Source organism: Flavobacterium olei (genome assembly GCF_039749035.1).
In the GTDB taxonomy this organism is placed as follows: domain Bacteria; phylum Bacteroidota; class Bacteroidia; order Flavobacteriales; family Flavobacteriaceae; genus Flavobacterium; species Flavobacterium olei.
The window spans coordinates 146,810-171,040 of record NZ_JBDKWC010000008.1; the positions used below are offsets into that span (position 1 = coordinate 146,810).

Sequence of the window (24,231 nt, forward strand, 5' to 3'; positions counted from 1 at the left end):
GAGCTACTAAGATTCTAAGTTTTACTCAGAATCTTAGTGACTTAGCGCCTTAGTAGCTTATTAATTCTTTTAAAACTTCTTCAAATCTATTTCTGGATAAAAATTGATCTTCCAAAGCTTTTGTAAAAGGAATTGGAGAATCTAAACTCGCCACTCTTTTAACCGGCGCATCCAGATATTCGAAACAATTTTCCATAATTAAAGCTGAGATATCACTTGCGATTCCGCCAAACATAGTGTCTTCCTGATAGATTATTGCTTTTCCGGTTTTTTTAACCGAAGCAAAAATGGTTTCGGTATCCAGAGGCTGTAAAGTTCTTAAATCGATTAAATCGGCATCGATTTCAGTATTTTGTGCTAATGTTTCTAAAGCCCAGTGAATTGGCGCTCCAAACGAAATAATCGTAACCGCGTTTCCTTCTTTTAGCAAAGCTGCTTTTCCAAAAGGTATTGTATAATAATCTGTTGGGACATCCTGATATATACTGCGATATAATAATTTATGTTCAAAAAACAATACCGGATTCGGATCGTTAATTGCGGTATTCAAAAGTCCTTTGGCATCATAAGGAAATGCGGGATACACTACTTTTAAGCCGGGAGTTTTGGTAAACCACGCTTCATTGGTCTGAGAGTGAAATGGTCCTGCCTGAGTGCCGCCTCCGCAAGGCATACGAACAACAACATCAGCTTTTTCGCCCCAGCGATAATGCGACTTTGCCAGTAAATTTACAATCGGATTAAATCCGGTGGAAACAAAGTCGGCAAACTGCATTTCTACGATTGCTTTATATCCATTTATAGATAATCCCATTGCCGCAGATACAACCGCACTCTCGCAGATTGGCGTATTTCTGACACGTTCTTTTCCAAAAGCAGCTGCAAAACCTTCTGTTATCTTAAATGCACCACCATATTCAGCGATATCCTGCCCCATAATAACGAGATTTTTATGGCGCCACATAGATTGCTCCAAACCATTTCGAATAGCATCAATAAAACGAATATTTTTAACTTCCTCACCCTCGTTATATGCATCATATTCAAATGGTTTGTAAACATCCTCTAGTTCTCCGCTATAAGTAGGTTCGATCTCGGGTTCGTCATTTGCTTTTGCCCAATTTTCATCGATTTCCTGTTTTATTTCAGTATGAAATTGTTCGTCTGATTCAGCCGTCAGAATTCCGTTTTCGGTTAAATATTTTCTGTAATTAGTAACAGGATCACGCAATTCCCATTCCTCCATTAGTTCCTTAGGAACGTATTTGGTACCACTTGCCTCTTCGTGCCCGCGCATTCTGAAAGTCTTAAATTCCAACAGCACCGGACGCGGATTTTCCTGCATTTCTTTCTTAAGCTGAGACAATTTATTGTAAACTTCCACAATATTATTTCCGTCGATGATCCAGCTTTCTATTCCGTAACCGATTCCTTTATCGGCAAGGTTTTCGCATGCATACTGTTCATTTGTGGGTGTAGAAAGTCCGTAACCATTGTTTTCTATGATAAACATTACCGGCAGTTTCCAGACTGCGGCAATATTTAGTGCTTCATGAAAATCGCCTTCACTTGTTGCGCCCTCGCCTGTAAAAACAGCTGTGATCTTTTTGTTGTATTGAAGTTTATTCGCCAGCGCGATTCCGTCAGCAATTCCTAACTGCGGACCCAGGTGCGAAATCATTCCGATAATATTAAATTCTTGTGTGCCAAAGTGAAAACTTCTGTCCCGTCCTTTTGTAAAGCCGTTTGCTTTTCCCTGCCATTGCGAAAATAAACGATAAAGCGGAATTTCTCTCGTGGTAAAAACACCCAGATTCCGATGCATCGGAAGCACATATTCCGACTCGTCCAAAACGGCGGTAACTCCGACTGCAATTGCCTCCTGCCCGATCCCGGAAAACCATTTAGAAACTTTTCCCTGACGAATCAGAATCAACATTTTTTCTTCGATCAATCGTGGTTTTAGTAACTTTTTATATAAAGATAATAATTCAGAATCAGTAAGGTTTTGTCGGTAAAAAATCATATAATTTTTTGTTTTTTAGTGTTTCAAATATAACAATTTGCACTAATTTTTTTAGATTATGGAATAAAATTTTAAATTGAAATGCGCTTTTAATCCCTGAGCTTAAGATTATTTTCTAAAATATTCTCTACCTTTGTTAGCGAAAGGTGCTTATGACACCTTTTTTTCTTAAATATAAAATGTAAAGTATGCAAAACATTCCTAGTGTAGACTTACGTGATTTCCTTTCGGACAACCCGGAACGTAAACAAAAATTTGTAAATGAAATCGGCAGTGCATTTGAAAACATTGGCTTTGTAGCCTTAAAAGGTCATTTTCTTGATGATCAATTGGTTAACGAACTTTATGGTGAAATTAGAAACTTTTTCGCCTTGCCATTAGAAACTAAGCATAAATATGAAATTCCCGGAATTGGCGGACAGCGAGGTTATGTTTCTTTCGGAAAAGAACATGCTAAAGGCCGCAAAGAAGGTGATTTAAAAGAATTCTGGCATTTTGGTCAATACGTTGACAAAGATTCGAGATGGGCATCTGAATATCCCGATAATGTGGAGGTTACGGAATTACCGCGTTTTAATGTTGTCGGTAAAGAAGCGTATCAGAAACTGGAAAAGACAGGGGTTTATGTGTTACGCGCTTTGGCTTTACATTTAGGTCTGGATGAGTTTTATTTTGATGAATATGCAAAAGAAGGAAATTCAATTTTAAGGCCTATTCACTATCCTCCTATTACTTCTGAACCAGAAAATGCCATTCGTGCTGCAGCTCATGGAGATATCAATCTGATTACGCTTTTAATGGGCGCACAGGGAAAAGGATTGCAGGTTCAAAATCATGATGGCGAATGGATTGATGCCATTGCTCAGGATGACGAACTGGTTATTAATGTTGGGGATATGTTATCCCGCCACACCAATAATAAGCTGAAATCTACCATTCATCAGGTTGTAAATCCGCCGAGAGAATTATGGGGAACTTCCCGTTATTCGATTCCGTTTTTTATGCATCCTGTAAGTGATATGCGTTTGGATTGCCTTGAAAATTGTATTGACGAAGAAAATCCTAAAAAATACGAAGATATTTCTGCCGGTGAGTTTTTACACGAACGTCTGGTCGAATTAGGATTAATTAAGAAGTAAACTATTTAAACACCTCCCGTCCCGAATCTTCGGGATCGGGATAAAAATTCCAAATTCCAAACTCGTATTGGGATTTGGAATTTAATTTTTTATATTTATTGGAATTTATTTTTAGTATAAAAATGTATGGACTTTAAAGATCAGTTAAAGAATTTATTTCCCGATCATGTCGAATCGAATGAGCCTGAACAAGTTGAAGATCAGGAGCATGTTCTCTACGTGCAGAAAGAACCTATGATTTGTAAATTTGAAAAACGAAAAGGAAAAGCTACCACTATTATTGAAGGTTATGAAGGTTCTGATGAGGATTTTAAAATCCTGGCGAAAGAAATTAAAACCAAATTAAGTGTGGGCGGTACTTTTAAAGACGATTCTATAATAATTCAGGGTGACTACCGTGATAAAATTATGGCGATTCTGAAAGAAAAAGGATTTAAAACCAAACGTGTCGGAGGGTAAAATAGTGGTTTTAAAATTTTAAGGTTTCAAGTTTCAGGTTGCGCCTGATAACTTTAAACTTTATACCTGAAACATAAAAATCATAACCTTAGCACCTAAAAAAAAAGAAAAAAATGATTCAATCATCAGAATTAATACTAAATCCGGACGGCAGCGTTTATCACTTAAACCTTCGTCCTGAACATATTGCACATGACATTATTTTTGTCGGTGACCAGAACAGAGTTGAAAAGATTACACAGTTCTTCGATTCAATCGAATTTTCAACTCAGAAAAGAGAATTTAAAACCCAGACGGGAATTTATAAAGGAAAAAGAATTTCTGTAATATCTACCGGAATCGGACCGGACAATATTGATATTGTTTTAAACGAACTGGATGCTCTGGTAAACATCGATTTGCAAACCCGCAAACCAAAAGAAACTCTAACATCCTTAAATATTATAAGAATAGGAACTTCGGGATCGCTGCAGGAAGATATTCCTGTAGATAGTTTTGTGATGTCAAAATTTGGATTAGGTCTGGATAATATGCTTCGCTCCTATTTAATTGAGGAAGTTTCAAATGCTGCGATAGAAGATGCTTTTGTTGCGCATACCGGCTGGGATATCAGAAAAGGAAAGCCATACGCAATTGCCTGCTCTGAAAAATTAGAAAAACAAATAGAATCTGACAGGATGTTTAAAGGAATTACAGCAACAGCCGGCGGTTTTTACGGGCCTCAGGGGCGTGTGCTGCGTCTGAACATTCAGGATGAGAAATTAAATAATAAAATGGATAATTTTACTTTTAATGAAAGTAAAATCACTAACTTAGAAATGGAGACTGCAGCAATTTACGGGCTTTCGGCGCTTTTAGGACATAATGCTTTATCGCTTAATGCCATTATTGCCAATCGTGCTTCGGGAAAATTCAGTTCAGATCCGTATAAAGCTGTTGATGAGTTGATTGCTTATACACTGAATAAATTGGCGGGAAAATAATTAGAGAATTTGTCAATGAGAAAATTTGATAATTAACCGTAAAATTAAATTAGAATAATGGAGAACGAAACTCATAAAAAAATACTTTTTAAATATTATAGCGATTATCTGGATGAAGTTGTTTCTGAAACCATGTGGGCAGAAATAATTGATCTTGAAAAAGGACTTTTTAAGCTGGATAATATTCCTTTTTTTGGTCCGCTAATTGCTACAGATGATATATTTTATGCTGAATATGACGAAACCGAAGCGAAATTCATGCATAAAAAAACCATTCAGAATTCGGGAAATTCAATTATACAAATAGCAATTTTAGAAAAAGGTTTTGATGCAGCAGAGATCCGCGAAAAATTAAAGGCAATTAATTGCTTGTCGGAAGCGCTCAACGAGACTTTTTTTGCAGCAGAAATAGCAAAAGATGTTGATTATTCGCTTGTGAAAAATATTCTGAATGAATATGAATCACAGGAAATTATCGAATTTGCAGAGCCTTGCCTTTCAGAGAAACACAGGGCCGATTTATTAAAAAACTAAACAGACTTTATACGCATACCAGATTTAGAATACGCATACCAACAAGCAACTTAACTTAACTTAAACTTAAAAGAAATGAAAACTGTCAAAATTGCGGGTGTTCCGGAACACTTCAACTTGCCGTGGCATCTGTGCATCGAAAACGGCGAATTTGAAGAAGAGAACATCGACTTACAATGGACAAATGTGCCCGAAGGTACCGGTAAAATGTGTCAGATGCTTCGCGATGGAGAAACAGATTTAGCTGTTATTCTGACCGAAGGAATCCTAAAAGATATTGCTGCCGGAAATCCAAGTAAGATTGTTCAGGTTTATGTGCAGTCTCCTTTAATATGGGGAATTCACGTTGATGCAAACTCTGATTTCAGGACTCTGAAAGATCTTAAAAATAAAAAAGCAGCAATCTCCAGACTTGGTTCCGGTTCTCAGTTAATGGCTTATGTAAATGCAAATGAACAAGGCTGGCAAACCGATGATCTTGAATTTGAAATTGTAAATACAATAGACGGAGCTGTAGATGCTTTAACCAATAAAAAAGCAGATTATTTCATGTGGGAACGTTTTATGACAAAACCGCTTGTAGATAAAGGAGTTTTCAGACGAATTGACGACTGCCCTACTCCATGGCCTTCTTTTATAATTGTTGGACGCGATGAATTCTTAAAAAAGAATGCTAAAACTGTAGAAACTATCCTTAAAATCATTAATAAAACTACAGTAGATTTCAAGGAAATTCCAGAAATAGACAGAAAATTATCTGAGCTTTTTAACCAAAAAGCAGAAGATATTAAAGAATGGCTTACCTTGACACAATGGTCACAGAAAAACCTGACAGAAAAGTCTTTTAATAAAATTCAAAATCAATTATTTGATCTGGGAATTATTGATAAAAAAAGTATTTTTGTAGAAACCGTAAAAGCTTTGTAAATACGGCTTTTTGATTCGTATGATGAAATTCCCTAAAATCGACTTTCCGCAGTTAAAATCTAAACTTCAGGTGAAATCTCCCTGGGACAGGATTATTATTATGCTGTTGAGTCTTTTAATTGCCATTCCGATTTTCATCATACTGCATCAAAATTTAATAGATCTCGAATGGCCGTTCAATTTAGACCGTATTATTATATTTATTTTACTTTTTGCGGCCATTTTTTTTCTGTTAATGTATCTTAGAACGATCATTATTCTTTGTATTGCCGTTTATATTTTAGTTTTAATTTATGGAAGTGTCATAGGAAATTATGGTTTCAGTGAAATATCTGAAGACTATAATTCTATGATTTATACCATGTCTGATAATCCTTTTCCTCAGGATATTGTGGTGGCAAAACTTCTTCCTTTTCCCAATAAATCAAAAATATTAAATGCAATAGAATACCAAAATCCAAGAGTTCGAAATTTTGCTATAATGGCGACTACAAAACATTTTAAAGGAATTCGTGGCTATTCAGATTACCGGACTATAATTCAGTGTTTTGCCGTTTTTAAAGAAATTAACGGCCGATGGAATTATGTAAATGATCCAAAAGACGGCGATTATATTGCAACAGCAAGCGAATCTCTGGATTATTTCTCAGGAGATTGTGATGATCATTCTATTTTAATGGCAGCAGCAGTTCGCTCTATCGGTGGAACTCCGAGATTAATTCATACCAAAGGTCATATTTATCCGGAAATTTTAATAGGCTCGTCAATTGATTTGGAAAAAGTCAATTATCTGATTAAAAATGTACTTTTTGTAAAAGAAAGTCAGGGCAAAAAAATACATTATCATATTGACGAACGCGGACAAATATGGATGAATCTGGATTATACTGCAACTTATCCGGGTGGTCCTTTTATGTATGAAGAAATACTGGGAGCACTTACGTTGAATTAAGCTTTCTTAATGATTTAAATATCCCGTATGACTATCGGATGTTGCTGAAAATTTTTAGGTTATACACTTTCAAAAAAAGGTTTATAAATATTTGATTACTAATGTTTTAGTGTTATTTTTTTTTGTAACTTTTTCCTGTTTAATTTTTAACCACAAAATCATGAAAAACTCTAAATTATTTATCCCCGTAATTGCTATTGCAGTTGTATTAATGGTTTCATGTCACAGTAAAAGAGATAAACTTGTAAAATCCTGGAAAGTCACTGCCGTGGAAGCCAAAATGCCCCTCTCTGATTCTGCTAAAAGCGCTGTTCTGGCCAACGGAACACTTACTTTTACAGAAGACGGACATGTAACCGGATATTTACTTCGTGAAATTACCGAAGGAACGTTTGCACTGACCAAAAAAGGAACAAATCTGGTTATAAAAGATGAAGTCGGAACGCCGTACGTTTGTGAAAGTACTATTACAGATGATAAATTAATTTTAGATACCAAAGAAGCCAAACTAACATTTAATAAAATATAAGTATAAAATACATTTACCATTTTATAAACCATTCTTGCTATTTGTAGGAATGGTTTTTTGATTTTATAAGTAAAATAAATATCTTTGCAGTCTTCAAAACGATATACGAGTATGTGAAAAATAATTTCTTTCAGAAAATTTAGTTAGCGTCCACACTTGTGGCTGCTTTATTATTTATCTATAAAGAAAGGAATTATGCTTATTCTTCAAAATATTTCTTATCAGCATGAGAACAAAGACATGCTGTTTCAAAACATCAGTTTCGCAATAAATAAATACGACAAAATTGCATTAGTCGGAAACAACGGAATTGGAAAATCTACTTTACTCAAAATTATAGCGGGCGAATTACCGCCTTTCTCAGGCATTATAAATCAAAATTCCAAGCCTTATAATGTACCGCAATTGTTTGGTCAGTATAATGATTTTTCTGTTTCAGAAGCTTTACATATAAGCGAAAAAATAACTTCACTTAAAGAAATACTTGAAGGTATTGTAACAGAAGAAAATCTGCAAATATTAAATGATGACTGGACAATTGAAGATCGCTGTCGAGAAGCTCTGGCCTACTGGAAGCTTCAGGATCTTGATTTGAACCAGAAGATGGAAACGCTGAGCGGGGGCCAAAAAACAAAAGTATTCCTGGCCGGAATTATGATTCATGAACCCGATTTGGTTTTACTAGACGAACCAAGCAATCATCTGGATTTTGAAGGAAGAGCTTTATTATATGATTTTATAAAATGGACAACAAGTTCACTTTTAATTGTAAGTCATGACAGAAAATTATTAAATATCCTTAGTAAGACTTTTGAGATGACAAAAAACGGAATTTCAGTTTATGGAGGAAATTACGATTTTTATCATGAGCAAAAAAATATCGAAAGCAATGCATTGCAGCAGGATGTTCAAAGTAAAGAGAAGGCATTGCGAAAAGCGAAGGAAAAAGAACGCGAAACTATAGAACGCCAAAATAAGCTCGATTCCAGAGGAAAAAAGAAACAGGAAAAGTCCGGAGTTGCCAGAATTATGATGAATACGCTTCGCAATAAGGCAGAAAACAGCAGTTCGAAGCTTAAAGATATTCATGCCGATAAAATAAACGGAATTTCTGACGATTTAAGAGAACTCCGGTCTTCACTTCCTACTATAGATCAGATGAAATTCGGATTTCAAAATGCTTCTTATCCGAAAGGTAAAGTAATTTTTAAAGCTTTGGGAATCAATTATAAATATGAAAATGATTGGATATGGAAAGAAGATCATGAATTCGAAATTCTTTCGGGAGACCGATTGGTGATCAAAGGTCTAAACGGCTCCGGTAAAACAACTTTAATTAAAATTATTTTAGGAGAACTTATTCCGAAAAAGGTAAATTTGAATTCACTGATAAAAAAGGCTGTTTACATTGATCAGGATTATTCTTTGTTAAATCAGAATTTAAAAATCTACGAACAGGCTCAGGTTTTTAATGACTGCAATTTGGAAGAACACGAAATTAAAATGCGGTTAAACCGATTTTTGTTTACCCAAAACGACTGGGACAAACCTTGCGCAGTTCTCAGCGGAGGCGAAAGAATGCGACTTATGCTTTGCTGCCTGACTATTAGCAACGAATCTCCTGAAATTATTATTTTAGATGAACCCACAAATAATCTGGATATTCAGAATATAGAAATTCTTACTGCGGCGATTAATGAATATCAGGGAACTTTGATCGTTATTTCGCACGACTCTTTATTTCTGGACGAAATTAATATTGAAAAGAGTATCGAACTTTAAAACACTTTATAAATAGCGCCGGATTAATTCCGGCGCTTCTATTTACAAAATTTCCTTACAATTATTTTGTGCAGTCAAATGACTTCATTATATTTGCAGTCAAATAACTGCATAATGGAAATTAGAAGAGATGTTTTTCAGGCCATAGCCGACCCTACCCGACGTGCTATATTAAGTTTAGTTGCCATACAGTCTATGACACCGGGCGCAATTGCAGAGAATTTCGATTCGTCGAGACAGACCATTTCAAAACACATTCAGATTCTTAATGAATGTGAATTATTAAATCAAACCCAAAACGGACGAGAAATTTACTATCACTTAAATCCGGTGAAAATGAAAGAAGTTGCTGATTTTATTGAACCGTTTAGAAAAATGTGGGACGATCGTTTTAATAAGTTAGAAGACATCATGAAAAATTATAAAAAATAACCAGATGGAAAGAAAAACTAAAATTACAGCAGAAAAAGACAAACAGGATCTTGTGATTACAAGAGAATTTGATCTTCCTGTTGAATTGCTTTTTAAAGCATACGAAGATGCGGAAATTGTTGCACAATGGATGAACACCAGGGTTTTGAAATTAGAAAACAAAAAACACGGAAGCTGGCAGTTTGAAACCAGTGATCCTAATGGAAATGTTGTTTTCCGTGCAAACGGAACCATTCACGATTTTGTGGTAAATGAAAAAATTACACGCACTTTTGAAATGGAAAATACGGCTTTTCCAATTCAGCTTGAATTTTTGGAATTTAAAGCTTTAAATGAAAATACAAGTGAATTAATTATGCATATCATTTATAAATCGGTTACAGACAGAGATGAAATGCTAAAACTGCCTTTTGAATACGGGTTAAACATGGCGCACAACAGGCTGGAAGAAATTGTAACGCAATTAAAATAAATATCATGACAAAAAGAAATAAAATAATCTATTGGATAGCCACACTCTGGCTGGCTTTGGGAATGACATCAACAGGAATAACGCAAATAATACAGATGAAGGAAGTTACGGATATGATGAGCCATTTGAGATTTCCTGTTTATCTTTTACCGCTTTTAGGTTTTTGGAAATTACTTGGCGTAATTGCAATTCTAATTCCTAAATTTGGATTACTGAAGGAATGGGCTTACGCCGGTTTCTTTTTTACCATGTCTGGCGCAATAGTCGCACATTTAGCCTGTGGAGATCCTGCAGTGAGATTTTTTGGACCGACATTATTATTGGTTTTGACCGTAACATCCTGGTATTTCAGACCTGCTAGCAGAAAGGTAATATCTGCTTCTAATTAAATAAAATACATCATGAAAAAGGAATTAACTATTGAGCAACAAGATGAGTTATTGAAAGTATTAGAAATTCGTTTTGAAAAAAACAGCAGCCGTCACAAATCATTGAGCTGGGATAAAGTCGAAGAAAAATTAAAAGCGAACCCTCGAAAATTATGGTCTCTGGATGAGATGGAACGAACTGAAGGAGAACCGGATGTAATTGGCTATGATGAAAAGACTAAAGAGTTTCTTTTTGCGGACTGCTCGGCTGAAAGTCCAAAAGGGCGCAGAAGTATTTGCTACGATCATGAAGCACTTGAAAAAAGAAAAGAACACAAACCCCAAAACAGCGCTGTAAATATGGCGGAAGAAATGGGAATTGAAATCCTTAATGAAGAACAATATAAGGAATTACAAAAACTAGGAAAGTTTGATGCAAAAACCTCAAGCTGGATTTTAACACCTCCGGAAATCCGAAAATTAGGCGGCGCGATTTTCTCCGATTTTCGCTATAACACCGTTTTTGTTTATCATAATGGTGCAGATTCCTATTATGCAGCAAGAGGTTTTCGTGGTCTTTTAAGAGTATAAAAATATAATGAATAAAATCTTAAAACCTCTATCTATGCTTAGAGGTTTTTTTGTTTTTTATCCAATTTTATCTCCAACTTTTAGCTACTTTTAAAAAATGTTTTCCATGCACAAATAATTTAAATTATTTGTTTTAATAGATTATCCTAATATTCTGTATGCCTAAAAGTTATCTTGTAAAATTATTTCTTTGCTTTCTCTTGAATTATCCCAGTTGTTCGTTTTCATCTACTCCCGCGGGCAATAGTAAGACATCACAGATCGAGGCTTTAATCAGAAGACAAATCAAAATGTATCTCAATCGTAGTTCCGAATTTTTGTATAAACCTCAGAGCTTCAAAATAGATATGGACAGTGCCAAAGCAAATGTTAACAAGGCGTTTGCATTGAGTATTAAAATTAAAGATCAGGACCTTCTTTATAAGTGTTATGTAAATTATGGAGAGATTTCATTTGAAGAAAATAATGACCGCAAAGCCATTCAGAATTTCGAGAAAGCTATTAAATATTATCAGCTTACGAAGCAATACAAAGAAGAAGCCGGACTTTGGGAAATTCTGGCTAAGAGATTTTTCTGGGAATCCCCGCGAACTTTTGAAACATTGGAAAAAGCAGTCCATGCTTTTGATAAAGCGATCAGGATTTACAGAAATTTAGGACTTCAGGAAAACCTGGCGTATGTTTTAAAGCATAAAGCCGATGCTCATTTGAATCAGGGAAAACTGGATCTGGCAGAAAAAGAGCTGTTAGAAGTTTTGGCTCTTTATAAAAAAATAAACTTTAAAAAACTCCATTTTACGTACGATCTGTTGGCAGATTTATACAGACTGAAAGGCGATTTCGGCAAAAGTTTGTATTACTCGAAGCTTTGTGTAGAAAGTATGGAGAAAACAAATGATCTAAGTTACGCCCCGTCTTTTTACGAACAGCTTGCCATTGCGTATCGGGATTTGGGTAAACATAAAAAAAGTATCGAATTGTTGAATAAGGCGATTGCCATTCAGAAGGAGCAAAAAATTATTGATCATTCTGTCCTTTATGAACTGGCAGATTTGTTATGCCGCGAGCTAATCCAAATTCATAAACCAAAAGAAGCTTTATACGAAGTCAGAAAAATTATAAATGAATATAAGCCAAAAAGTCTGGATGATCAAGCCAGAATAGCGGGTTCTCTTGCCTATTGTTACAACGAAAATGGTCAGACCGATTTGGCAGAGAATAATTTTAAAAAAATGATTTACTATTATGAAAAAAGCCCCGAAAAATTATATGCCATACAATTGTCAGAAGCTTATTTCGGATTTGGTAAATTTTATTTAGAACATGAAAATTACGACAAAGCAAAAATCAACTTTGAAAAATCACTTAATTTTTCGAAAGGAATTGTAGAGCTTTCTCAGATTAAAGAATCCAATTTATATCTTTTTAAAATCGATTCTGTTAAAGGAAATTATTTAACAGCAATCAAATATTTTCAGAAATTTAAGGACTTAAACGACTCTATTTTTAACGAAAAGAAAAACAAACAGATAGAAGAGTTGCAGATTTTATATGGACTGGAAAAGAAAGAAAAAGATTTTTCTAATTTAAAACTGGCCATGCATGCCGAAAAAGGAAAAACCACTCAGGCTCAAAATACCATAAAATTTGGTTTATGCATCGTTTTGTTTTTATTTCTGAGTACGGTTTTATTCTGGAGGAGTTATAAGTCTAAAAAGAAAAACAATACATTACTGATTGCGCAAAAAAATGAGATTGATCAAAAAAATGCTGCGCTTCAAAAATTAGTAAACGAAAAAGAATCGCTTATGCAGGAAATTCATCACCGTGTAAAAAACAACCTCCAAATTGTGATGAGCCTTTTAAATTCGCAGTCTTCGACCTTAAAAAGTGAAGAGGCTTTTGATGCTATTCAGAAAAGTCAGCACCGGTTGTATGCTATTTCATTACTGCATCAAAAATTATACAGAACCGATATTGTGCGAGAAATTGAAATGCAAAATTACATTAGTGATTTGCTGGCCAATTTCGCAGATACTTTTGATCTGCATAACCGGATAAATTTTAAAACTGATATTGAAGCTATAGTTCTGGACGAGGCTCAGGCTGTATCTGTTGGTCTTATTTTAAATGAAGCCATTACGAATTCTATAAAATATGGATTTCCTGAAAACAAAAAAGGAGACATTTTTATTACAATGAAAAATCAGGCAATGGATTTTGTAAAACTGAGAATTACTGACAACGGTGTTGGTTTCTCTGGAAATGTAAATCTGGAAACATCCCCTACAATGGGAATAAGTCTTATTAATGGCTTGGCCGAACAGCTTAATGGCGAAGTTTCAATCACTACTGCAAATGGTGTTAGCATTGAAGTTGTGTTTCTGAGAAATGAAATTCCTAAAACATAATGGCAGATTTTTAATCTCTCAAGATCTTTTCTATTTTTTTACCTTTTGCCAGTTCATCCACCAGCTTATCCAAATAACGAACTTTACGAACGACGGGATCTTCGATTTCCTCTACACGATAGCCGCAGATCACGCCAGTTATTTTAGAGACATTTTCATTTAATTTTGGAACTTCAGCAAAAAAAGTTTCAAAATCTGCTTTCTTTTCAATTTGTTCTTTCAGCTGCTCTTCATTATAGCCTGTAAGCCAGAAAATTATTTGATCTAATTCTTCTTTAGAACGACCTTTTCTTTCTACTTTTTGAAGATATAAAGGATAAACACTTGAAAACAGCAATTTATAGATTCTATCGTTTTTCATACCTATTAAATTAAAAACCACATTGTATGGTAAAGTTAATTTAAAAACCGCAAAATAGAAAAGCAAATAATAATTTTAATATCTTAGACTTGCATTAATAGATTAATATTTAAGAATTTAAATAGATTAATTTTATGGAAAACCAAGACACTAAAACACCAAAAGTTGTTGGAATTGGAGGCATTTTCTTTTTTTCTGATGATCCGAAAGAGACCAGAAACTGGTACGAAAAAAATCTGGGAATCGATACCAATGACTGGGGCGCCACTTTCGAGTCCAGAAATTTACAAAATTCCGATCAGATCGAATCGCTGCAATGGAGTCCGTTTAAAAAAGGAGATAATTATTTCTCACCTTCTAAAAAGGATTTTATGATAAATTACAGAGTTCAGAATATTGAAGGTCTGGTGGAACAGTTAAAGCAAAATGGCGTTACAATTTTAGATGCTATTGAAACCTACGATTATGGAAAATTTGTTCACATTTTAGATGCAGAAGATAATAAAATAGAGCTTTGGGAACCTGCCTGAGATTTCTAAAAAAGACATAAAAAAACTCCATTAAATGTAATGGAGTTTTTTATCTTATCCTGGTTTCTTAATTCCAAATTTCATTCATTTCGGTCAAAATAATAGGTTTTCCCTCTGTCACAACAATTGTATGTTCGTGCTGCGCCATAAATCCGCCTTTGTTTCCAACCATTGTCCAGCCATCCTGTAGTGTTTCTGCAATGGTAGAATCTGTAGAAATGAAAGTTTCAATTGCCACAACAGAATTCTTTTTAAATCTGGTTTGATTAAAACGATCCCTGTAATTTGCAATCTCATGCGGCGCTTCGTGAAGACTGTGCCCTACTCCATGTCCGGTAAGGTTTTTAATTACTTTATAACCACGTTTTTTAGCTTCTGTTTCGATTAGAAAACCAATATCAGAAATACGAACCCCGCCTTTTATATTATAAATCGCTTTATGCAAAATTTGTTTAGAAGCTTCAATTAGATTCTGATGTTCGTTTACTACTTCTCCGATTACGAAAGAACCTCCGTTATCCGACCAAAATCCGTCTAATTCTGCCGAAACGTCAATATTAATTAAATCGCCATCTTTCAGGATTCTCTTATCTGATGGTATTCCGTGGCAAAATTCTTTTCCTACGCTGATGCACGTCCAGCCAGGAAAACCATAAGTTAGATAAGGTGCAGATTTAGCGCCAAGATCATTGAGGATTTGCCCGCCGTAATCGTCAAGTTCTTTTGTTGACATTCCTGCCTTCGCATACTTTCTCATTTCTTTGAGGGTCAATGCAACGGCTTCGCTGGCCTTTTTCATTCCCGTTAATTCTGCTTCTGTTGTAATGGACATATTTTCTTAAATTTTACATTTAATGAAACGCTAAGATACTATTTTCAAATAAACTAAAAAAAAGAACCCCTTTAAAAGCTTATATTTTAAAGGGGTTTTTATTATTGTTAGTCTTTTCTTTATTACCACGGACTTTCTTCGCTTTCATTTTCTATATCCGGACTAAAGAATTTTCCTGTCGGTCCATTTGCATCAGTCAAAGTATGTTTTACAATGAAACTCGCAGCATTTTCAACACTTTGCGGTCCGCTGTGGTGATTAAAGTCGGTTGCTGTATAACCAGGATCAATCGAATTTACTTTAAACGGCAGTTCTCGTAAATCGTATGCAAGTGTAACCGTAAAAGCGTTTAAAGCTGTTTTTGAAGAAACATACGATAGCGCTTTCACAGCGTTATATTTCCACGTAGGATCACTGTGTAAAGTAAGCGAACCCAATCCGGAAGTAATATTGCTGATTCTCGGACTATCTGATTTTTTTAATAAATCGAGAAAAGTCTGCGTCACTTTTATAACACCAAAAAAGTTGGTGTCAAATGTCTGCTGAATATTCTCGATAGAATCTGTTGAAGCATCTTGCGGGACATTTCCCAAAACTCCGGCATTATTGATAAGAATATCCAGTTTGCCCTTCTCCTGCTCTACGATATTTTTTGCTGCAAGAATGCTTTCGAGATTGGTAACATCAATTTGAATGGCCTTAATGTTTTCAAATCCTTTTTCTGCTAAATCTTTTACAACCTGTTCGCCTTTTGCTAAATCACGACTTCCTAAATAAACAAATAGCCCTTTTTGAGAAAGTTGTTTTGCGGTTTCTAAACCAATGCTTCTGTTTGCTCCTGTTATAAGTACTGTTTTCATTTTTATCTTTTTAAATTATTGAAGCAAAGGTGCGGCGATAAAAAACAAAAACATTTGCCATTTGACAAAAAGCGATTTAACGAATGTTTTTTCTAATTCTGCTTAAAGACGATTGAGTAATTCCCAGATATGAAGCCAGATAAGAGAGCGGAATGCGATTGAGAATCTTTGGATATTTTTCTAAAAAAGACAAATAACGCGTTGTAGCATCTTCTGAAACTAACGGGCTTCTTCTTTCTATTTTCTGCATTAGCGATCGGGCAATAATTTTATGCACAATAGCGTCCCATCCCACAATTGTGTTCAGAAGTTCTTCCCAGTCGGCTTTAGAAAATACCAAAAGTTTGCAGTCTGTAACCGCCTGCACATATGCAGAAGAACAAATACTGTTTTGAAAACTTTCTAAATCTACGACCAGATTATTTTCATCAATAAAATATTTGGTAATTTCCTCGCCTTTATTATCGTAATAACAAACGCGCATCACGCCATCCAACACAAAACCTACCTGTGTAGAAATTTTGCCGGCTTCAGAAAAATAGGCATCTTTAGGAATTTCCAACTCTTTTGCTTTTCCTGTAATTAAATCAATTTGCTGCTGATTTAAAGTGCCATATTGCAATACAAAATTTACTAATTCTTTCATGCACGAAAGTTAGCGATATCTTTTTATACTGAATTTGTCATTTGGCAAATAATATAAAAATTGTTGATCAATATTGGTTTACAGCTTTTCGAGAATACTTATCAGATCTGAACTGTTTTTACCGCCGCAGGAAGATAAAATCACTTTTCCCGATTGATCAATAACAATTTTAGCAGGATCGCAGGAAATATTATGTATAATTTTTTCCTCCTGATTGGTTGAAATAGTATTGTCGATCTGATCAAATAATATTTTTGATTCCTTTACGGATTTTTGCAGTTCGGCTTCGCTGTCTGTAAAGCCTTCTATTATTCCAATAAACTGAACTTTATCTTTATAAGAGTTATAAATTTTATTAAATTCTTCAGACAGATCATACGTATCGCTTTTTTTTAAATAGGAATTATCATAAACAAGAATTACGAGATTTTTGCCTTTATAATCTTCAGAATTAAATTGTTTGCCGCTAATAGTCTTTGCCGAAAAATATTTGGGTGTTGCATTGAGCTGTAAATCAATTTGATTTTGCTTAAATTTTTCAGACATTGTCTGGAGTTCTGTTTTTAAGTCTTTCTTTTCCGGACTCTTTTTATCTTCGCAGGAAACCATAAAAAATAGTGTAAATAATAGTAAAAGTTGTTTCATAAAAAAGAGATTAAGTTTGGTCAAAAATGTTTTATTATAATTTTTCAGATAACTGATTTTAAATCGTTTAGACTAAGTTACTGAAATTTGTTTCTTAAACATGTTCAACATACGGTTTTATGCAGAATTTCATCTAAAGAATAAAATTGATTTAAAGATAAGATAAAGTTTTTCTTATATTCGCTCGGGGAAATAAATATTAAGTCATAAGCTGTAACGATATGAAAATTTTCAGGTCTTTTTCCTATTTGGGATTACTTATTTTAGGAAGCTGTATTGGTGGTGTTAACGGCAGTTCTCCAGATTATCCTTATTTTATTACTACAGAACCCATGGTTGTAAAAAATATTGCGATTCCAGTTGGCACAAAACTTAGTTATGAAGAAAGCTATTTTAACAAAGGACAAATAAATCATAAATTAAGTGAGGCGAAACTTACGACCATGGATTTTCCTCCCGGGAAAGAAATGATCTGGGGAGGAGTTCCTGTAAGTTCCATTTATAAATTCTTTAATTCTGAGATGCGCGGATATACAGTAACGGCTGACTTTAGTAAATTGAGTGACGATAAGAAAACCAAATTTTCTGAACTTTGGGAAAGTTGTGACAGCGAACTCGGAATTACCATTAAAAATGAAGATGACTGGTCCTTCAATAAGCAAAATATTGCTGATGTCGAAAATTGCAGCGTCATTTACCAGCGTTATTTTAAAGACGATGCCAAACAGCAGGGATTTTTAAATGAGATGTTTGCAGAATTAATGAAGGTTAAATAAAAATAACAAAAGAACAATACCTTACATCGATCTATACTTATGATTTTAGCATTTGATACTTATTATTTTGACGGAAAAGCAAAAACGGTTTGTTTGGAATTTGAAAAATGGAATGAAAGTGAAAACTTCAAAATATACTCAGAAGTTATCAATAACGTTGAAGAATATATTCCGGGAGAATTTTATAAAAGAGAATTACCGTGTATTTTAAGCTTACTGAAACAAATTGATTTATCTACTGTTGATGTCATCATAGTTGACGGTTTTGTTTATCTGCATGATGATAAAAAATATGGTTTGGGAGGTTATTTATATGAAAAACTAAATAAACAAATCCCAATTATTGGAGTCGCCAAAACCAATTTTGCTTCAATTGAAATAAATAAAAAAAGTCTCTTGCGCGGTGAAAGCAAAAAACCGCTGTACATTACTTCGATTGGAATAGATTTGGATGAAGCTTTCGCTAAAGTTGAAAATATGTCAGGAGAGTTTAGATTTCCAACTTTATTGAAAGAACTGGATCGTTTAACCAAAGAAGACTTAATTAATTGCTGAAGTATTTAGAAAACCATGATACTGTTTGATTTTAGTTTTCAGTCTTTCAGCTAAATAAACATTGGCATCCTTTAATTCGCTGTAGATAATTTCAGCTTCATCGATATATTTCAATTTCTTTTCATCGCTCCAGTAAAATGGCGGTTCGTATAGGTTTGCAATTCTGTCGGCCATTTTCACTGCCCAGACTTCTTTTGGCTGTTCTTTAATTCTTTTTAAGCTGTCAAGCATTTTTAGTTGCGAATCTTCTATTGTATCATTTTTAGTCAAAGCCAGAACTCCGGAAGCAACTTCAGAACCAAAAAAATCTTTTACATTTTCAAAAGTAAATTCGGTGTCTTCAATGGCATCATGCAGCATTGCGCATTTTATAGCTAAATCGGCATTAATATTTTCAGTAAATTGAATGGCATTAAAAACCTCAAAAACAACACTTCCGATATGATTGATATATTCAACCTGTTCGCCGTCTTTTGAACCGCCGTATTTTTGTCCGTTGTGAAATCTCGATACCAATTGCCAGATTTTCTGAATCTCATCTATTGACCAGTCTTTTTTATTTTTCATTTGTATGTTTTAAATTTATAGGCTTGTAAAAAATATCCTGAATTATAAATTTATAAAAATATCCTCTTATTTGCTAATATTGACTGAAGTATAGCTTCAAAGAATGATCAATTAAAGAGCTATGGCGAGTTTTGAGTTTTTACAGTACGATTTCAAAAGTGTATTATTTCTCCTTTCAAATATCTAATACTTTCTTTCAAAAGAATTGCCATTAAAGCGGTATACACCACTTGGATTTGCTCCGCCAAACCACAGTTCTCCTTTTTTGCTTTTATAAATAGTCCAAATATGCTGGCTGAGAATTCCATCCTTTTTATCAAAATTTATAATGGATTTACCATCATATTTCCACACACCTGATCCTACTGTACCAAACCATACATTTCCTGCACTATCTTCGCTAATAGAAAAAACTTTTTCAAGGGAATTACCTTTGGTATATTTCTTCCCTAATTTATGTTCTTCAGTGAAATTGATCACTTTTTTCCCATCATATTTCAAAACTCCAATTCCGTTATTACCAATCCAGAGATGTCCATTTTGGTCTTCAAATATGCTTCGGACATGCAAAAAACCAGTTTTTGAGTTAAGCTGGAGAGATTCATTATCCACTATCTTAAAGGCAGACCCATTATATCCTATTACCGCGCCGTAGGCTCCAAACCAAACCATTCTATTTTTGCCCTTTACAAAAGGTGTAGAAATGTAATATTTAAAACCGTCTTCTGGCGTTGTCACAACAGGAAAAACATGATAAGACAGCTTTTTCCCGTCATATTGATAAACGCCGGGATATTTTTCAAGCGTAGTGTAACCTTCAGTTTTATCACCTTTAAACCAAAGATCGGTTTCGTTTAGCTGCCACTTTTTCTTCGAATTGTAGTTTCTTTGTTTGTATATAATAATTTTATTTCCGTCAAAAATACTCAGTCCTCTTCCGCATTCAAACCATATCAAGCCCTTTTTGTCTTCATAAATATTCCTGACCTGATTATCGCTAAGTCCATTCTTCGTCGTGAAATATGTAAACTTCCCATTTTGAAGCAGACAAACTCCTTCGTTATAACTTCCAAACCATATATTTCCTTTGCTGTCTTCTAAAATCGAACGAACTCCGGATTTATATTTTAACACCAGGCTATTTGTATGCTTATCAATGTGTTTAGTATCGTTTTGATTTGATCCGCTGTCATTTTCCTCGTTTGCTGATCGTTGATTATTGCACGAGATTATTATAAATATAAAAAATAGAATATAAAGAAAATATGTTTTTTGATTAGCTGACTTTATTTTCATAATAGTGGTTTATATTTAAAGAAAAAGAATATACTGCGTTTAACCACCGTAGATCATTTATTCTATTAAAGATCTGATTCTGATAAACAACATATTTTGTGCTGCACTAAAATAGAAACAATTATTTATAAAATGTAAGAATTTTTATTTTGTCTGATAATCTGGTTCATAATGGCTATTAATGATGAATTAGTGTGCTATTCATGTTTTTATAATATTTGAAAATAAAAATAGGAAACTACCATCTTGAATAAAAAACTCCTTAATTTCTTAAGGAGTTTTCCTTTTAAAATACTATTAAACACAAATATAAATTTACCAGAAAGTCCGCAATATTGTTAAATGTATGTAGTGGATAGACTTATTCTTATGCGAATTTCTTTTTTGCTTCATCAGTTACAGGAGTAAAAAAGTTTATCAAATTCCCGTCTGGGTCGCGAAATAGTAAAGAACGATTACCCCACGGCATTGTAGTGGGCTCCTGAACAATTTCAGTGGTTAAGTCTTTAATGATTTTGTAATTATCGTCTACATTTTCAACAAGGAATTCGATGATAACGCTTCTGTTAGTTGCCGGCTCTGCAACACCCTCTCCAAAAAAGGCCAATGTTCGTGTACTTCCAATTGCCAGGGTAAAAGATTCGGATACAACCTCTGCAAAGTCATCTGTTGCCCATTTGGCTTTTGTTGCTGTCACATCCTCAAAAAACTGAACTAATCTTTTTATATCAGCGGTAATAATTCTTATTGATACTAAATTTGTTTTACTCATTATAATTTCTGTTTTTAATTAATAATGGCACAAAAGTAGAATGGCGTTATGACAACGGTATGTCAGGTATACGAAAGTTTTTTTCTTTGGTTTCCAAAAAATCTTTTAGTGTAAGTCAATGTGGTTCAAACGAAATTTCAAGTGTTTCCATCTTTGAAATTCTATCTAATCGAAACATCCGGTAATCATTTCTTAGTAGGCAAAAAGCAACAACAAGCCAACTTTCCTGTAAATTATAGTAGAAAGCAAAAGGTTGAATATTGCGTATAGTTGTATCTGTATTTTCTGCTGATTGGTAGGTAATTTTCAAAACCTTAAAGTTTGTCAGGGCATTTTGTATCAACGTCAATGAATTACTTGTATTTCTGTTTGGGATAGCAGGACTAATGGCAATTCTTTTATAAAGTAATTAGCATTTGAGGTAAATTAAAATTGTTTTTTGAGACTATAAAAACAAGTTAAGCAATTGTGAAGTATTGTAACAAAAACAACGCCATTGGAATCCAATGGCGTTGTTGTTATTGGTGGGCGATGAGGGGTTCGAACCCCCGACCCCCTCGGTGTAAACGAGGTGCTCTGAACCAGCTGAGCTAATCGCCCTATTTTATTAGGCTGCTATCGTTTGTGATTGCGAGTGCAAATATACAGCTAGATTTTATATTTGCAAGCCTTTTATGGAAAAAAGTGAAAAATAATTTCATTAAAATATTTACAAATCTATTTTTCAGTCAATTAAAAAAAGATAAAAATATACTATTTCTTAATTTTAGTTAAATTTTACAAGTCAAAATCTAATTCAGTATATTCTTTTTGTATTGAGTCGCTATAGTTATACATTTGTATACCTAAAATATTCAATATAAAATGGCACGATATCAAGAAAATGATTTACCAAAAGCTAAGTTAGACTCCAATTCACTACAAAAAGCGTTGCGGATTTTTAAATATGGTAAAGATCACAAATGGAAATTTTTTCTGGGTTTACTATTTCTTTTATTAACCAGTGCCACTGCCCTCGCCTTTCCTAAATTAATGGGAATGCTGGTTGATTGTGTAACCAACAAAAATCTAAACCGGGCAAACGAAATCGCGGTTGCACTTATTGTGATATTAATGCTGCAGGCGGTTTTCTCTTTTTTCAGAATTTCCCTTTTTGTGAATTTCACCGAAAACTCTTTGTCAAATATTCGTCTTGCTTTATATGAAAATTTAGTAAAGCTGCCGATGTCTTTTTACTCTCAAAAACGTGTAGGCGAACTTAACAGCCGAATTAGCGCTGATATTTCGCAATTACAGGATACGTTTACCACTACAATTGCAGAATTTCTAAGGCAGTTGATCCTTATTATTGGAGGTTTTGTGATCTTAGGAAATATCAGTCCGAAATTAACACTGATGATGTTGGCGATTGTGCCTATAGTAGCAGTTGCCGCTGTAATCTTTGGAAGATTTATTCGTAAATACGGAAAGAAAACACAAGATAAAGTTGCGGAAAGTCAGGTAATTGTCGAAGAGACTTTACAAGGAATCAGCAATGTCAAAGCATTTGCAAATGAATGGTACGAAATTCAGCGTTATAAATATAAAATCAGAGAAATTGTAAAGATTGCCATTAAAGGCGGTCAGTACAGAGGTTATTTTGCTTCATTTATTATATTATGTCTTTTTGGCTGCGTCGTTGCTGTAGTATGGTATGGCATCACACTAACTATTAAAGGCGAAGTTGAAGGCGTTGGCGATTTAATTTCTTTTGTTCTGTATACTACTTTTATTGGCGCTTCATTTGGAGGAATTGCCGAAATGTACGCACAGATTCAAAAAGCAGTTGGTGCAACAGAACGTGTTTTCGAATTACTGGAAGAAACGCCTGAAAAAATAAATGCAAACCCAAGGACTTCTGCAATTGTAAAAATTCAGGGAAATGTAGCTTTCAAAAATGTTGCATTTAGCTATCCTTCCAGAAAAGAAGTGCAGGTTTTGCAGGATGTAAATTTTACTGCTTCATACGGGCAAAAAATTGCCATTGTCGGACCAAGCGGAGCGGGTAAATCTACTATTTCTTCTTTATTATTGCGTTTTTACGATATTACTTCCGGGGAAATTCTGGTAGACGGCAAAAACATTTACGATTATGATCTGGAAAATCTTCGTGGCAATATGAGTATTGTACCTCAGGATGTTATTTTGTTTGGAGGAACAATTAAGGAAAATATCGCTTATGGAAAACCGGATGCTACGGACGAAGAAATTATTCAGGCAGCAAAACAGGCAAACGCTTTCAATTTTGTAGAAGGATTTCCGGAAAAATTTGAGACTCTGGTTGGCGAACGAGGAGTGAAACTCTCGGGTGGTCAGCGCCAGCGTATTGCCATTGCAAGAGCTTTACTTAAAAATCCAAGTATCCTCATTCTGGATGAAGCTACATCATCATTAGATAGTGAAAGTGAAAAATTAGTTCAGGAAGCGCTTGAAGTATTAATGGAAGGAAGAACAAGTATTATAATTGCACACCGACTTTCGACGATTAGAAATGCGGATAAGATTCTGGTTCTGGACAATGGTAAAATCTCAGAAGAAGGAACACATCAGGAATTAATAAATCTCGAAAACGGAATTTACAAAAACCTGAGCAATCTTCAGTTTAGTAATTCGTAGTTATTCAGAATTCCATAAAAAAATCCATTTGCTTTGCAAATGGATTTTTTTATGGAAAATCTAAAATCTAAAATCTAAAATCTAAAATCTAAAATCTAAAATCTAAAATCTAAAATCTAAAATCTAAAATC

At 34.2% G+C, this 24,231-nt stretch carries 27 protein-coding genes and 1 tRNA gene; 17 read left to right on the forward strand and 11 right to left on the reverse strand.

What is annotated here, in order from left to right; translation table 11 throughout:
• Positions 1 to 49: 49 nt before the first annotated feature.
• Entirely contained in the window at positions 50 to 2,026 is a 1,977-nt protein-coding gene (locus ABEB31_RS20180) for an alpha-ketoacid dehydrogenase subunit alpha/beta (RefSeq protein WP_347053468.1), read from the reverse strand.
• Between the two features lie 188 nt (positions 2,027 to 2,214).
• On the opposite strand from ABEB31_RS20180, the gene ABEB31_RS20185 reads away from it, so the two are divergent.
• From ABEB31_RS20185 to ABEB31_RS20245, 13 genes are all read left to right on the forward strand, one after another.
• Positions 2,215 to 3,165 (forward strand): isopenicillin N synthase family dioxygenase, encoded by a 951-nt coding sequence (locus tag ABEB31_RS20185; RefSeq protein WP_347053469.1) that lies wholly within the window; start codon positions 2,215 to 2,217, stop codon positions 3,163 to 3,165.
• A gap of 126 nt (positions 3,166 to 3,291) precedes the next feature.
• Positions 3,292 to 3,624 (forward strand): translation initiation factor, encoded by a 333-nt coding sequence (locus ABEB31_RS20190; RefSeq protein WP_347053470.1) that lies wholly within the window; start codon positions 3,292 to 3,294, stop codon positions 3,622 to 3,624.
• Positions 3,625 to 3,737: 113 nt separating this feature from the next.
• Positions 3,738 to 4,607, forward strand: coding sequence for a nucleoside phosphorylase (locus ABEB31_RS20195; RefSeq protein ID WP_347053471.1), 870 nt, complete (start codon positions 3,738 to 3,740; stop codon positions 4,605 to 4,607).
• Between the two features lie 57 nt (positions 4,608 to 4,664).
• Positions 4,665 to 5,141, forward strand: coding sequence for a DUF4265 domain-containing protein (locus tag ABEB31_RS20200; RefSeq protein ID WP_347053472.1), 477 nt, complete (start codon positions 4,665 to 4,667; stop codon positions 5,139 to 5,141).
• A 75-nt stretch (positions 5,142 to 5,216) separates the two neighbouring features.
• Positions 5,217 to 6,068, forward strand: a complete 852-nt coding sequence (locus ABEB31_RS20205) for a substrate-binding domain-containing protein (RefSeq protein WP_347053473.1) — start codon at positions 5,217 to 5,219, stop codon at positions 6,066 to 6,068.
• Positions 6,069 to 6,087: 19 nt separating this feature from the next.
• Positions 6,088 to 7,020 carry a transglutaminase-like domain-containing protein gene (locus ABEB31_RS20210; protein WP_347053474.1) on the forward strand — a complete coding sequence of 311 codons (933 nt, stop codon included), beginning with the start codon at positions 6,088 to 6,090 and terminating at the stop codon, positions 7,018 to 7,020.
• 160 nt (positions 7,021 to 7,180) lie between these two features.
• Positions 7,181 to 7,549: a hypothetical protein gene (locus ABEB31_RS20215; RefSeq protein ID WP_347053475.1), complete on the forward strand. Its 369-nt coding sequence runs from the start codon at positions 7,181 to 7,183 to the stop codon at positions 7,547 to 7,549.
• A gap of 195 nt (positions 7,550 to 7,744) precedes the next feature.
• Complete coding sequence (locus ABEB31_RS20220) at positions 7,745 to 9,331, forward strand: ABC-F family ATP-binding cassette domain-containing protein (protein WP_347053476.1); 1,587 nt, start codon at positions 7,745 to 7,747, stop codon at positions 9,329 to 9,331.
• 114 nt (positions 9,332 to 9,445) lie between these two features.
• On the forward strand, positions 9,446 to 9,763 hold the full coding sequence (locus ABEB31_RS20225; RefSeq protein WP_347053477.1) for an ArsR/SmtB family transcription factor: 318 nt from the start codon (positions 9,446 to 9,448) through the stop codon (positions 9,761 to 9,763).
• 4 nt (positions 9,764 to 9,767) lie between these two features.
• Entirely contained in the window at positions 9,768 to 10,235 is a 468-nt protein-coding gene (locus ABEB31_RS20230) for an SRPBCC domain-containing protein (protein ID WP_347053478.1), read from the forward strand.
• A gap of 5 nt (positions 10,236 to 10,240) precedes the next feature.
• Positions 10,241 to 10,624: a DoxX family protein gene (locus ABEB31_RS20235; protein ID WP_347053479.1), complete on the forward strand. Its 384-nt coding sequence runs from the start codon at positions 10,241 to 10,243 to the stop codon at positions 10,622 to 10,624.
• 12 nt (positions 10,625 to 10,636) lie between these two features.
• Positions 10,637 to 11,194, forward strand: a complete 558-nt coding sequence (locus ABEB31_RS20240) for a DUF4256 domain-containing protein (RefSeq protein ID WP_347053480.1) — start codon at positions 10,637 to 10,639, stop codon at positions 11,192 to 11,194.
• Positions 11,195 to 11,541: 347 nt separating this feature from the next.
• On the forward strand, positions 11,542 to 13,605 hold the full coding sequence (locus tag ABEB31_RS20245) for a tetratricopeptide repeat-containing sensor histidine kinase (RefSeq protein WP_347053481.1): 2,064 nt from the start codon (positions 11,542 to 11,544) through the stop codon (positions 13,603 to 13,605).
• 10 nt (positions 13,606 to 13,615) lie between these two features.
• Here the strand turns inward: ABEB31_RS20245 and ABEB31_RS20250 are convergent, their stop codons facing one another.
• Positions 13,616 to 13,966: a DUF2200 domain-containing protein gene (locus ABEB31_RS20250; RefSeq protein ID WP_347053482.1), complete on the reverse strand. Its 351-nt coding sequence runs from the start codon at positions 13,964 to 13,966 to the stop codon at positions 13,616 to 13,618.
• 134 nt (positions 13,967 to 14,100) lie between these two features.
• Between ABEB31_RS20250 and ABEB31_RS20255 the strand changes: the two genes are divergently transcribed.
• Positions 14,101 to 14,496, forward strand: coding sequence for a VOC family protein (locus tag ABEB31_RS20255; protein WP_347053483.1), 396 nt, complete (start codon positions 14,101 to 14,103; stop codon positions 14,494 to 14,496).
• A gap of 67 nt (positions 14,497 to 14,563) precedes the next feature.
• Here ABEB31_RS20255 and map read toward each other — a convergent pair whose 3' ends face one another.
• The 4 genes from map to ABEB31_RS20275 all read right to left on the reverse strand — a co-directional run bounded on the left by map (position 14,564) and on the right by ABEB31_RS20275 (position 17,479).
• Positions 14,564 to 15,328 carry a type I methionyl aminopeptidase gene (gene map / locus ABEB31_RS20260; RefSeq protein ID WP_347053484.1) on the reverse strand — a complete coding sequence of 255 codons (765 nt, stop codon included), beginning with the start codon at positions 15,326 to 15,328 and terminating at the stop codon, positions 14,564 to 14,566.
• 122 nt (positions 15,329 to 15,450) lie between these two features.
• The gene (locus ABEB31_RS20265; RefSeq protein WP_347053485.1) at positions 15,451 to 16,188 is read right to left on the reverse strand and encodes an SDR family oxidoreductase; all 738 of its coding nucleotides are present in this window, start codon (positions 16,186 to 16,188) and stop codon (positions 15,451 to 15,453) included.
• Positions 16,189 to 16,264: 76 nt separating this feature from the next.
• Entirely contained in the window at positions 16,265 to 16,834 is a 570-nt protein-coding gene (locus ABEB31_RS20270; RefSeq protein ID WP_347053486.1) for a Crp/Fnr family transcriptional regulator, read from the reverse strand.
• Between the two features lie 78 nt (positions 16,835 to 16,912).
• The gene (locus ABEB31_RS20275; protein ID WP_347053487.1) at positions 16,913 to 17,479 is read right to left on the reverse strand and encodes a peroxiredoxin family protein; all 567 of its coding nucleotides are present in this window, start codon (positions 17,477 to 17,479) and stop codon (positions 16,913 to 16,915) included.
• Between the two features lie 221 nt (positions 17,480 to 17,700).
• On the opposite strand from ABEB31_RS20275, the gene ABEB31_RS20280 reads away from it, so the two are divergent.
• Entirely contained in the window at positions 17,701 to 18,255 is a 555-nt protein-coding gene (locus ABEB31_RS20280; protein WP_347053488.1) for a hypothetical protein, read from the forward strand.
• A gap of 39 nt (positions 18,256 to 18,294) precedes the next feature.
• Positions 18,295 to 18,810: an endonuclease V gene (locus ABEB31_RS20285; RefSeq protein WP_347053489.1), complete on the forward strand. Its 516-nt coding sequence runs from the start codon at positions 18,295 to 18,297 to the stop codon at positions 18,808 to 18,810.
• Here ABEB31_RS20285 and ABEB31_RS20290 read toward each other — a convergent pair.
• The 5 genes from ABEB31_RS20290 to ABEB31_RS20305 all read right to left on the reverse strand — a co-directional run bounded on the left by ABEB31_RS20290 (position 18,796) and on the right by ABEB31_RS20305 (position 22,045).
• Complete coding sequence (locus ABEB31_RS20290) at positions 18,796 to 19,377, reverse strand: bifunctional (p)ppGpp synthetase/guanosine-3',5'-bis(diphosphate) 3'-pyrophosphohydrolase (RefSeq protein WP_347053490.1); 582 nt, start codon at positions 19,375 to 19,377, stop codon at positions 18,796 to 18,798. The genes ABEB31_RS20285 and ABEB31_RS20290 overlap by 15 nt on opposite strands.
• A gap of 183 nt (positions 19,378 to 19,560) precedes the next feature.
• The gene (locus tag ABEB31_RS20295) at positions 19,561 to 20,673 is read right to left on the reverse strand and encodes a ligand-binding sensor domain-containing protein (protein ID WP_347053491.1); all 1,113 of its coding nucleotides are present in this window, start codon (positions 20,671 to 20,673) and stop codon (positions 19,561 to 19,563) included.
• Between the two features lie 367 nt (positions 20,674 to 21,040).
• Entirely contained in the window at positions 21,041 to 21,445 is a 405-nt protein-coding gene (locus ABEB31_RS20300; protein WP_347053492.1) for a VOC family protein, read from the reverse strand.
• 115 nt (positions 21,446 to 21,560) lie between these two features.
• Positions 21,561 to 21,794 (reverse strand): helix-turn-helix transcriptional regulator, encoded by a 234-nt coding sequence (locus ABEB31_RS21720; protein WP_430408237.1) that lies wholly within the window; start codon positions 21,792 to 21,794, stop codon positions 21,561 to 21,563.
• 173 nt (positions 21,795 to 21,967) lie between these two features.
• Positions 21,968 to 22,045 (reverse strand) — tRNA-Val (locus ABEB31_RS20305).
• A 264-nt stretch (positions 22,046 to 22,309) separates the two neighbouring features.
• On the opposite strand from ABEB31_RS20305, the gene ABEB31_RS20310 reads away from it, so the two are divergent.
• A complete protein-coding gene (locus ABEB31_RS20310) occupies positions 22,310 to 24,100 on the forward strand; it encodes an ABC transporter ATP-binding protein (RefSeq protein ID WP_347053493.1) in 1,791 nt (596 codons plus the stop codon).
• Positions 24,101 to 24,231 lie beyond the last annotated feature (131 nt).

Coding starts and splice junctions, on each gene's coding strand:
- ABEB31_RS20270 (WP_347053486.1), bottom strand. CDS start 16,834: ATGAAAGAATTAGTAAATTTTGTATTGCAATATGGCACTTTAAATCAG.
- ABEB31_RS20230 (WP_347053478.1), top strand. CDS start 9,768: ATGGAAAGAAAAACTAAAATTACAGCAGAAAAAGACAAACAGGATCTT.
- ABEB31_RS20265 (WP_347053485.1), bottom strand. CDS start 16,188: ATGAAAACAGTACTTATAACAGGAGCAAACAGAAGCATTGGTTTAGAA.
- ABEB31_RS20210 (WP_347053474.1), top strand. CDS start 6,088: ATGATGAAATTCCCTAAAATCGACTTTCCGCAGTTAAAATCTAAACTT.
- ABEB31_RS20200 (WP_347053472.1), top strand. CDS start 4,665: ATGGAGAACGAAACTCATAAAAAAATACTTTTTAAATATTATAGCGAT.
- ABEB31_RS20235 (WP_347053479.1), top strand. CDS start 10,241: ATGACAAAAAGAAATAAAATAATCTATTGGATAGCCACACTCTGGCTG.
- ABEB31_RS20290 (WP_347053490.1), bottom strand. CDS start 19,377: ATGAAAAATAAAAAAGACTGGTCAATAGATGAGATTCAGAAAATCTGG.
- ABEB31_RS20220 (WP_347053476.1), top strand. CDS start 7,745: ATGCTTATTCTTCAAAATATTTCTTATCAGCATGAGAACAAAGACATG.
- ABEB31_RS20190 (WP_347053470.1), top strand. CDS start 3,292: ATGGACTTTAAAGATCAGTTAAAGAATTTATTTCCCGATCATGTCGAA.
- ABEB31_RS20240 (WP_347053480.1), top strand. CDS start 10,637: ATGAAAAAGGAATTAACTATTGAGCAACAAGATGAGTTATTGAAAGTA.
- map (WP_347053484.1), bottom strand. CDS start 15,328: ATGTCCATTACAACAGAAGCAGAATTAACGGGAATGAAAAAGGCCAGC.
- ABEB31_RS20285 (WP_347053489.1), top strand. CDS start 18,295: ATGATTTTAGCATTTGATACTTATTATTTTGACGGAAAAGCAAAAACG.
- ABEB31_RS20280 (WP_347053488.1), top strand. CDS start 17,701: ATGAAAATTTTCAGGTCTTTTTCCTATTTGGGATTACTTATTTTAGGA.
- ABEB31_RS20255 (WP_347053483.1), top strand. CDS start 14,101: ATGGAAAACCAAGACACTAAAACACCAAAAGTTGTTGGAATTGGAGGC.
- ABEB31_RS20215 (WP_347053475.1), top strand. CDS start 7,181: ATGAAAAACTCTAAATTATTTATCCCCGTAATTGCTATTGCAGTTGTA.
- ABEB31_RS20295 (WP_347053491.1), bottom strand. CDS start 20,673: ATGAAAATAAAGTCAGCTAATCAAAAAACATATTTTCTTTATATTCTA.
- ABEB31_RS20300 (WP_347053492.1), bottom strand. CDS start 21,445: ATGAGTAAAACAAATTTAGTATCAATAAGAATTATTACCGCTGATATA.
- ABEB31_RS20310 (WP_347053493.1), top strand. CDS start 22,310: ATGGCACGATATCAAGAAAATGATTTACCAAAAGCTAAGTTAGACTCC.
- ABEB31_RS20250 (WP_347053482.1), bottom strand. CDS start 13,966: ATGAAAAACGATAGAATCTATAAATTGCTGTTTTCAAGTGTTTATCCT.
- ABEB31_RS20275 (WP_347053487.1), bottom strand. CDS start 17,479: ATGAAACAACTTTTACTATTATTTACACTATTTTTTATGGTTTCCTGC.
- ABEB31_RS20180 (WP_347053468.1), bottom strand. CDS start 2,026: ATGATTTTTTACCGACAAAACCTTACTGATTCTGAATTATTATCTTTA.
- ABEB31_RS20245 (WP_347053481.1), top strand. CDS start 11,542: ATGGACAGTGCCAAAGCAAATGTTAACAAGGCGTTTGCATTGAGTATT.
- ABEB31_RS20205 (WP_347053473.1), top strand. CDS start 5,217: ATGAAAACTGTCAAAATTGCGGGTGTTCCGGAACACTTCAACTTGCCG.
- ABEB31_RS20195 (WP_347053471.1), top strand. CDS start 3,738: ATGATTCAATCATCAGAATTAATACTAAATCCGGACGGCAGCGTTTAT.
- ABEB31_RS20185 (WP_347053469.1), top strand. CDS start 2,215: ATGCAAAACATTCCTAGTGTAGACTTACGTGATTTCCTTTCGGACAAC.
- ABEB31_RS20225 (WP_347053477.1), top strand. CDS start 9,446: ATGGAAATTAGAAGAGATGTTTTTCAGGCCATAGCCGACCCTACCCGA.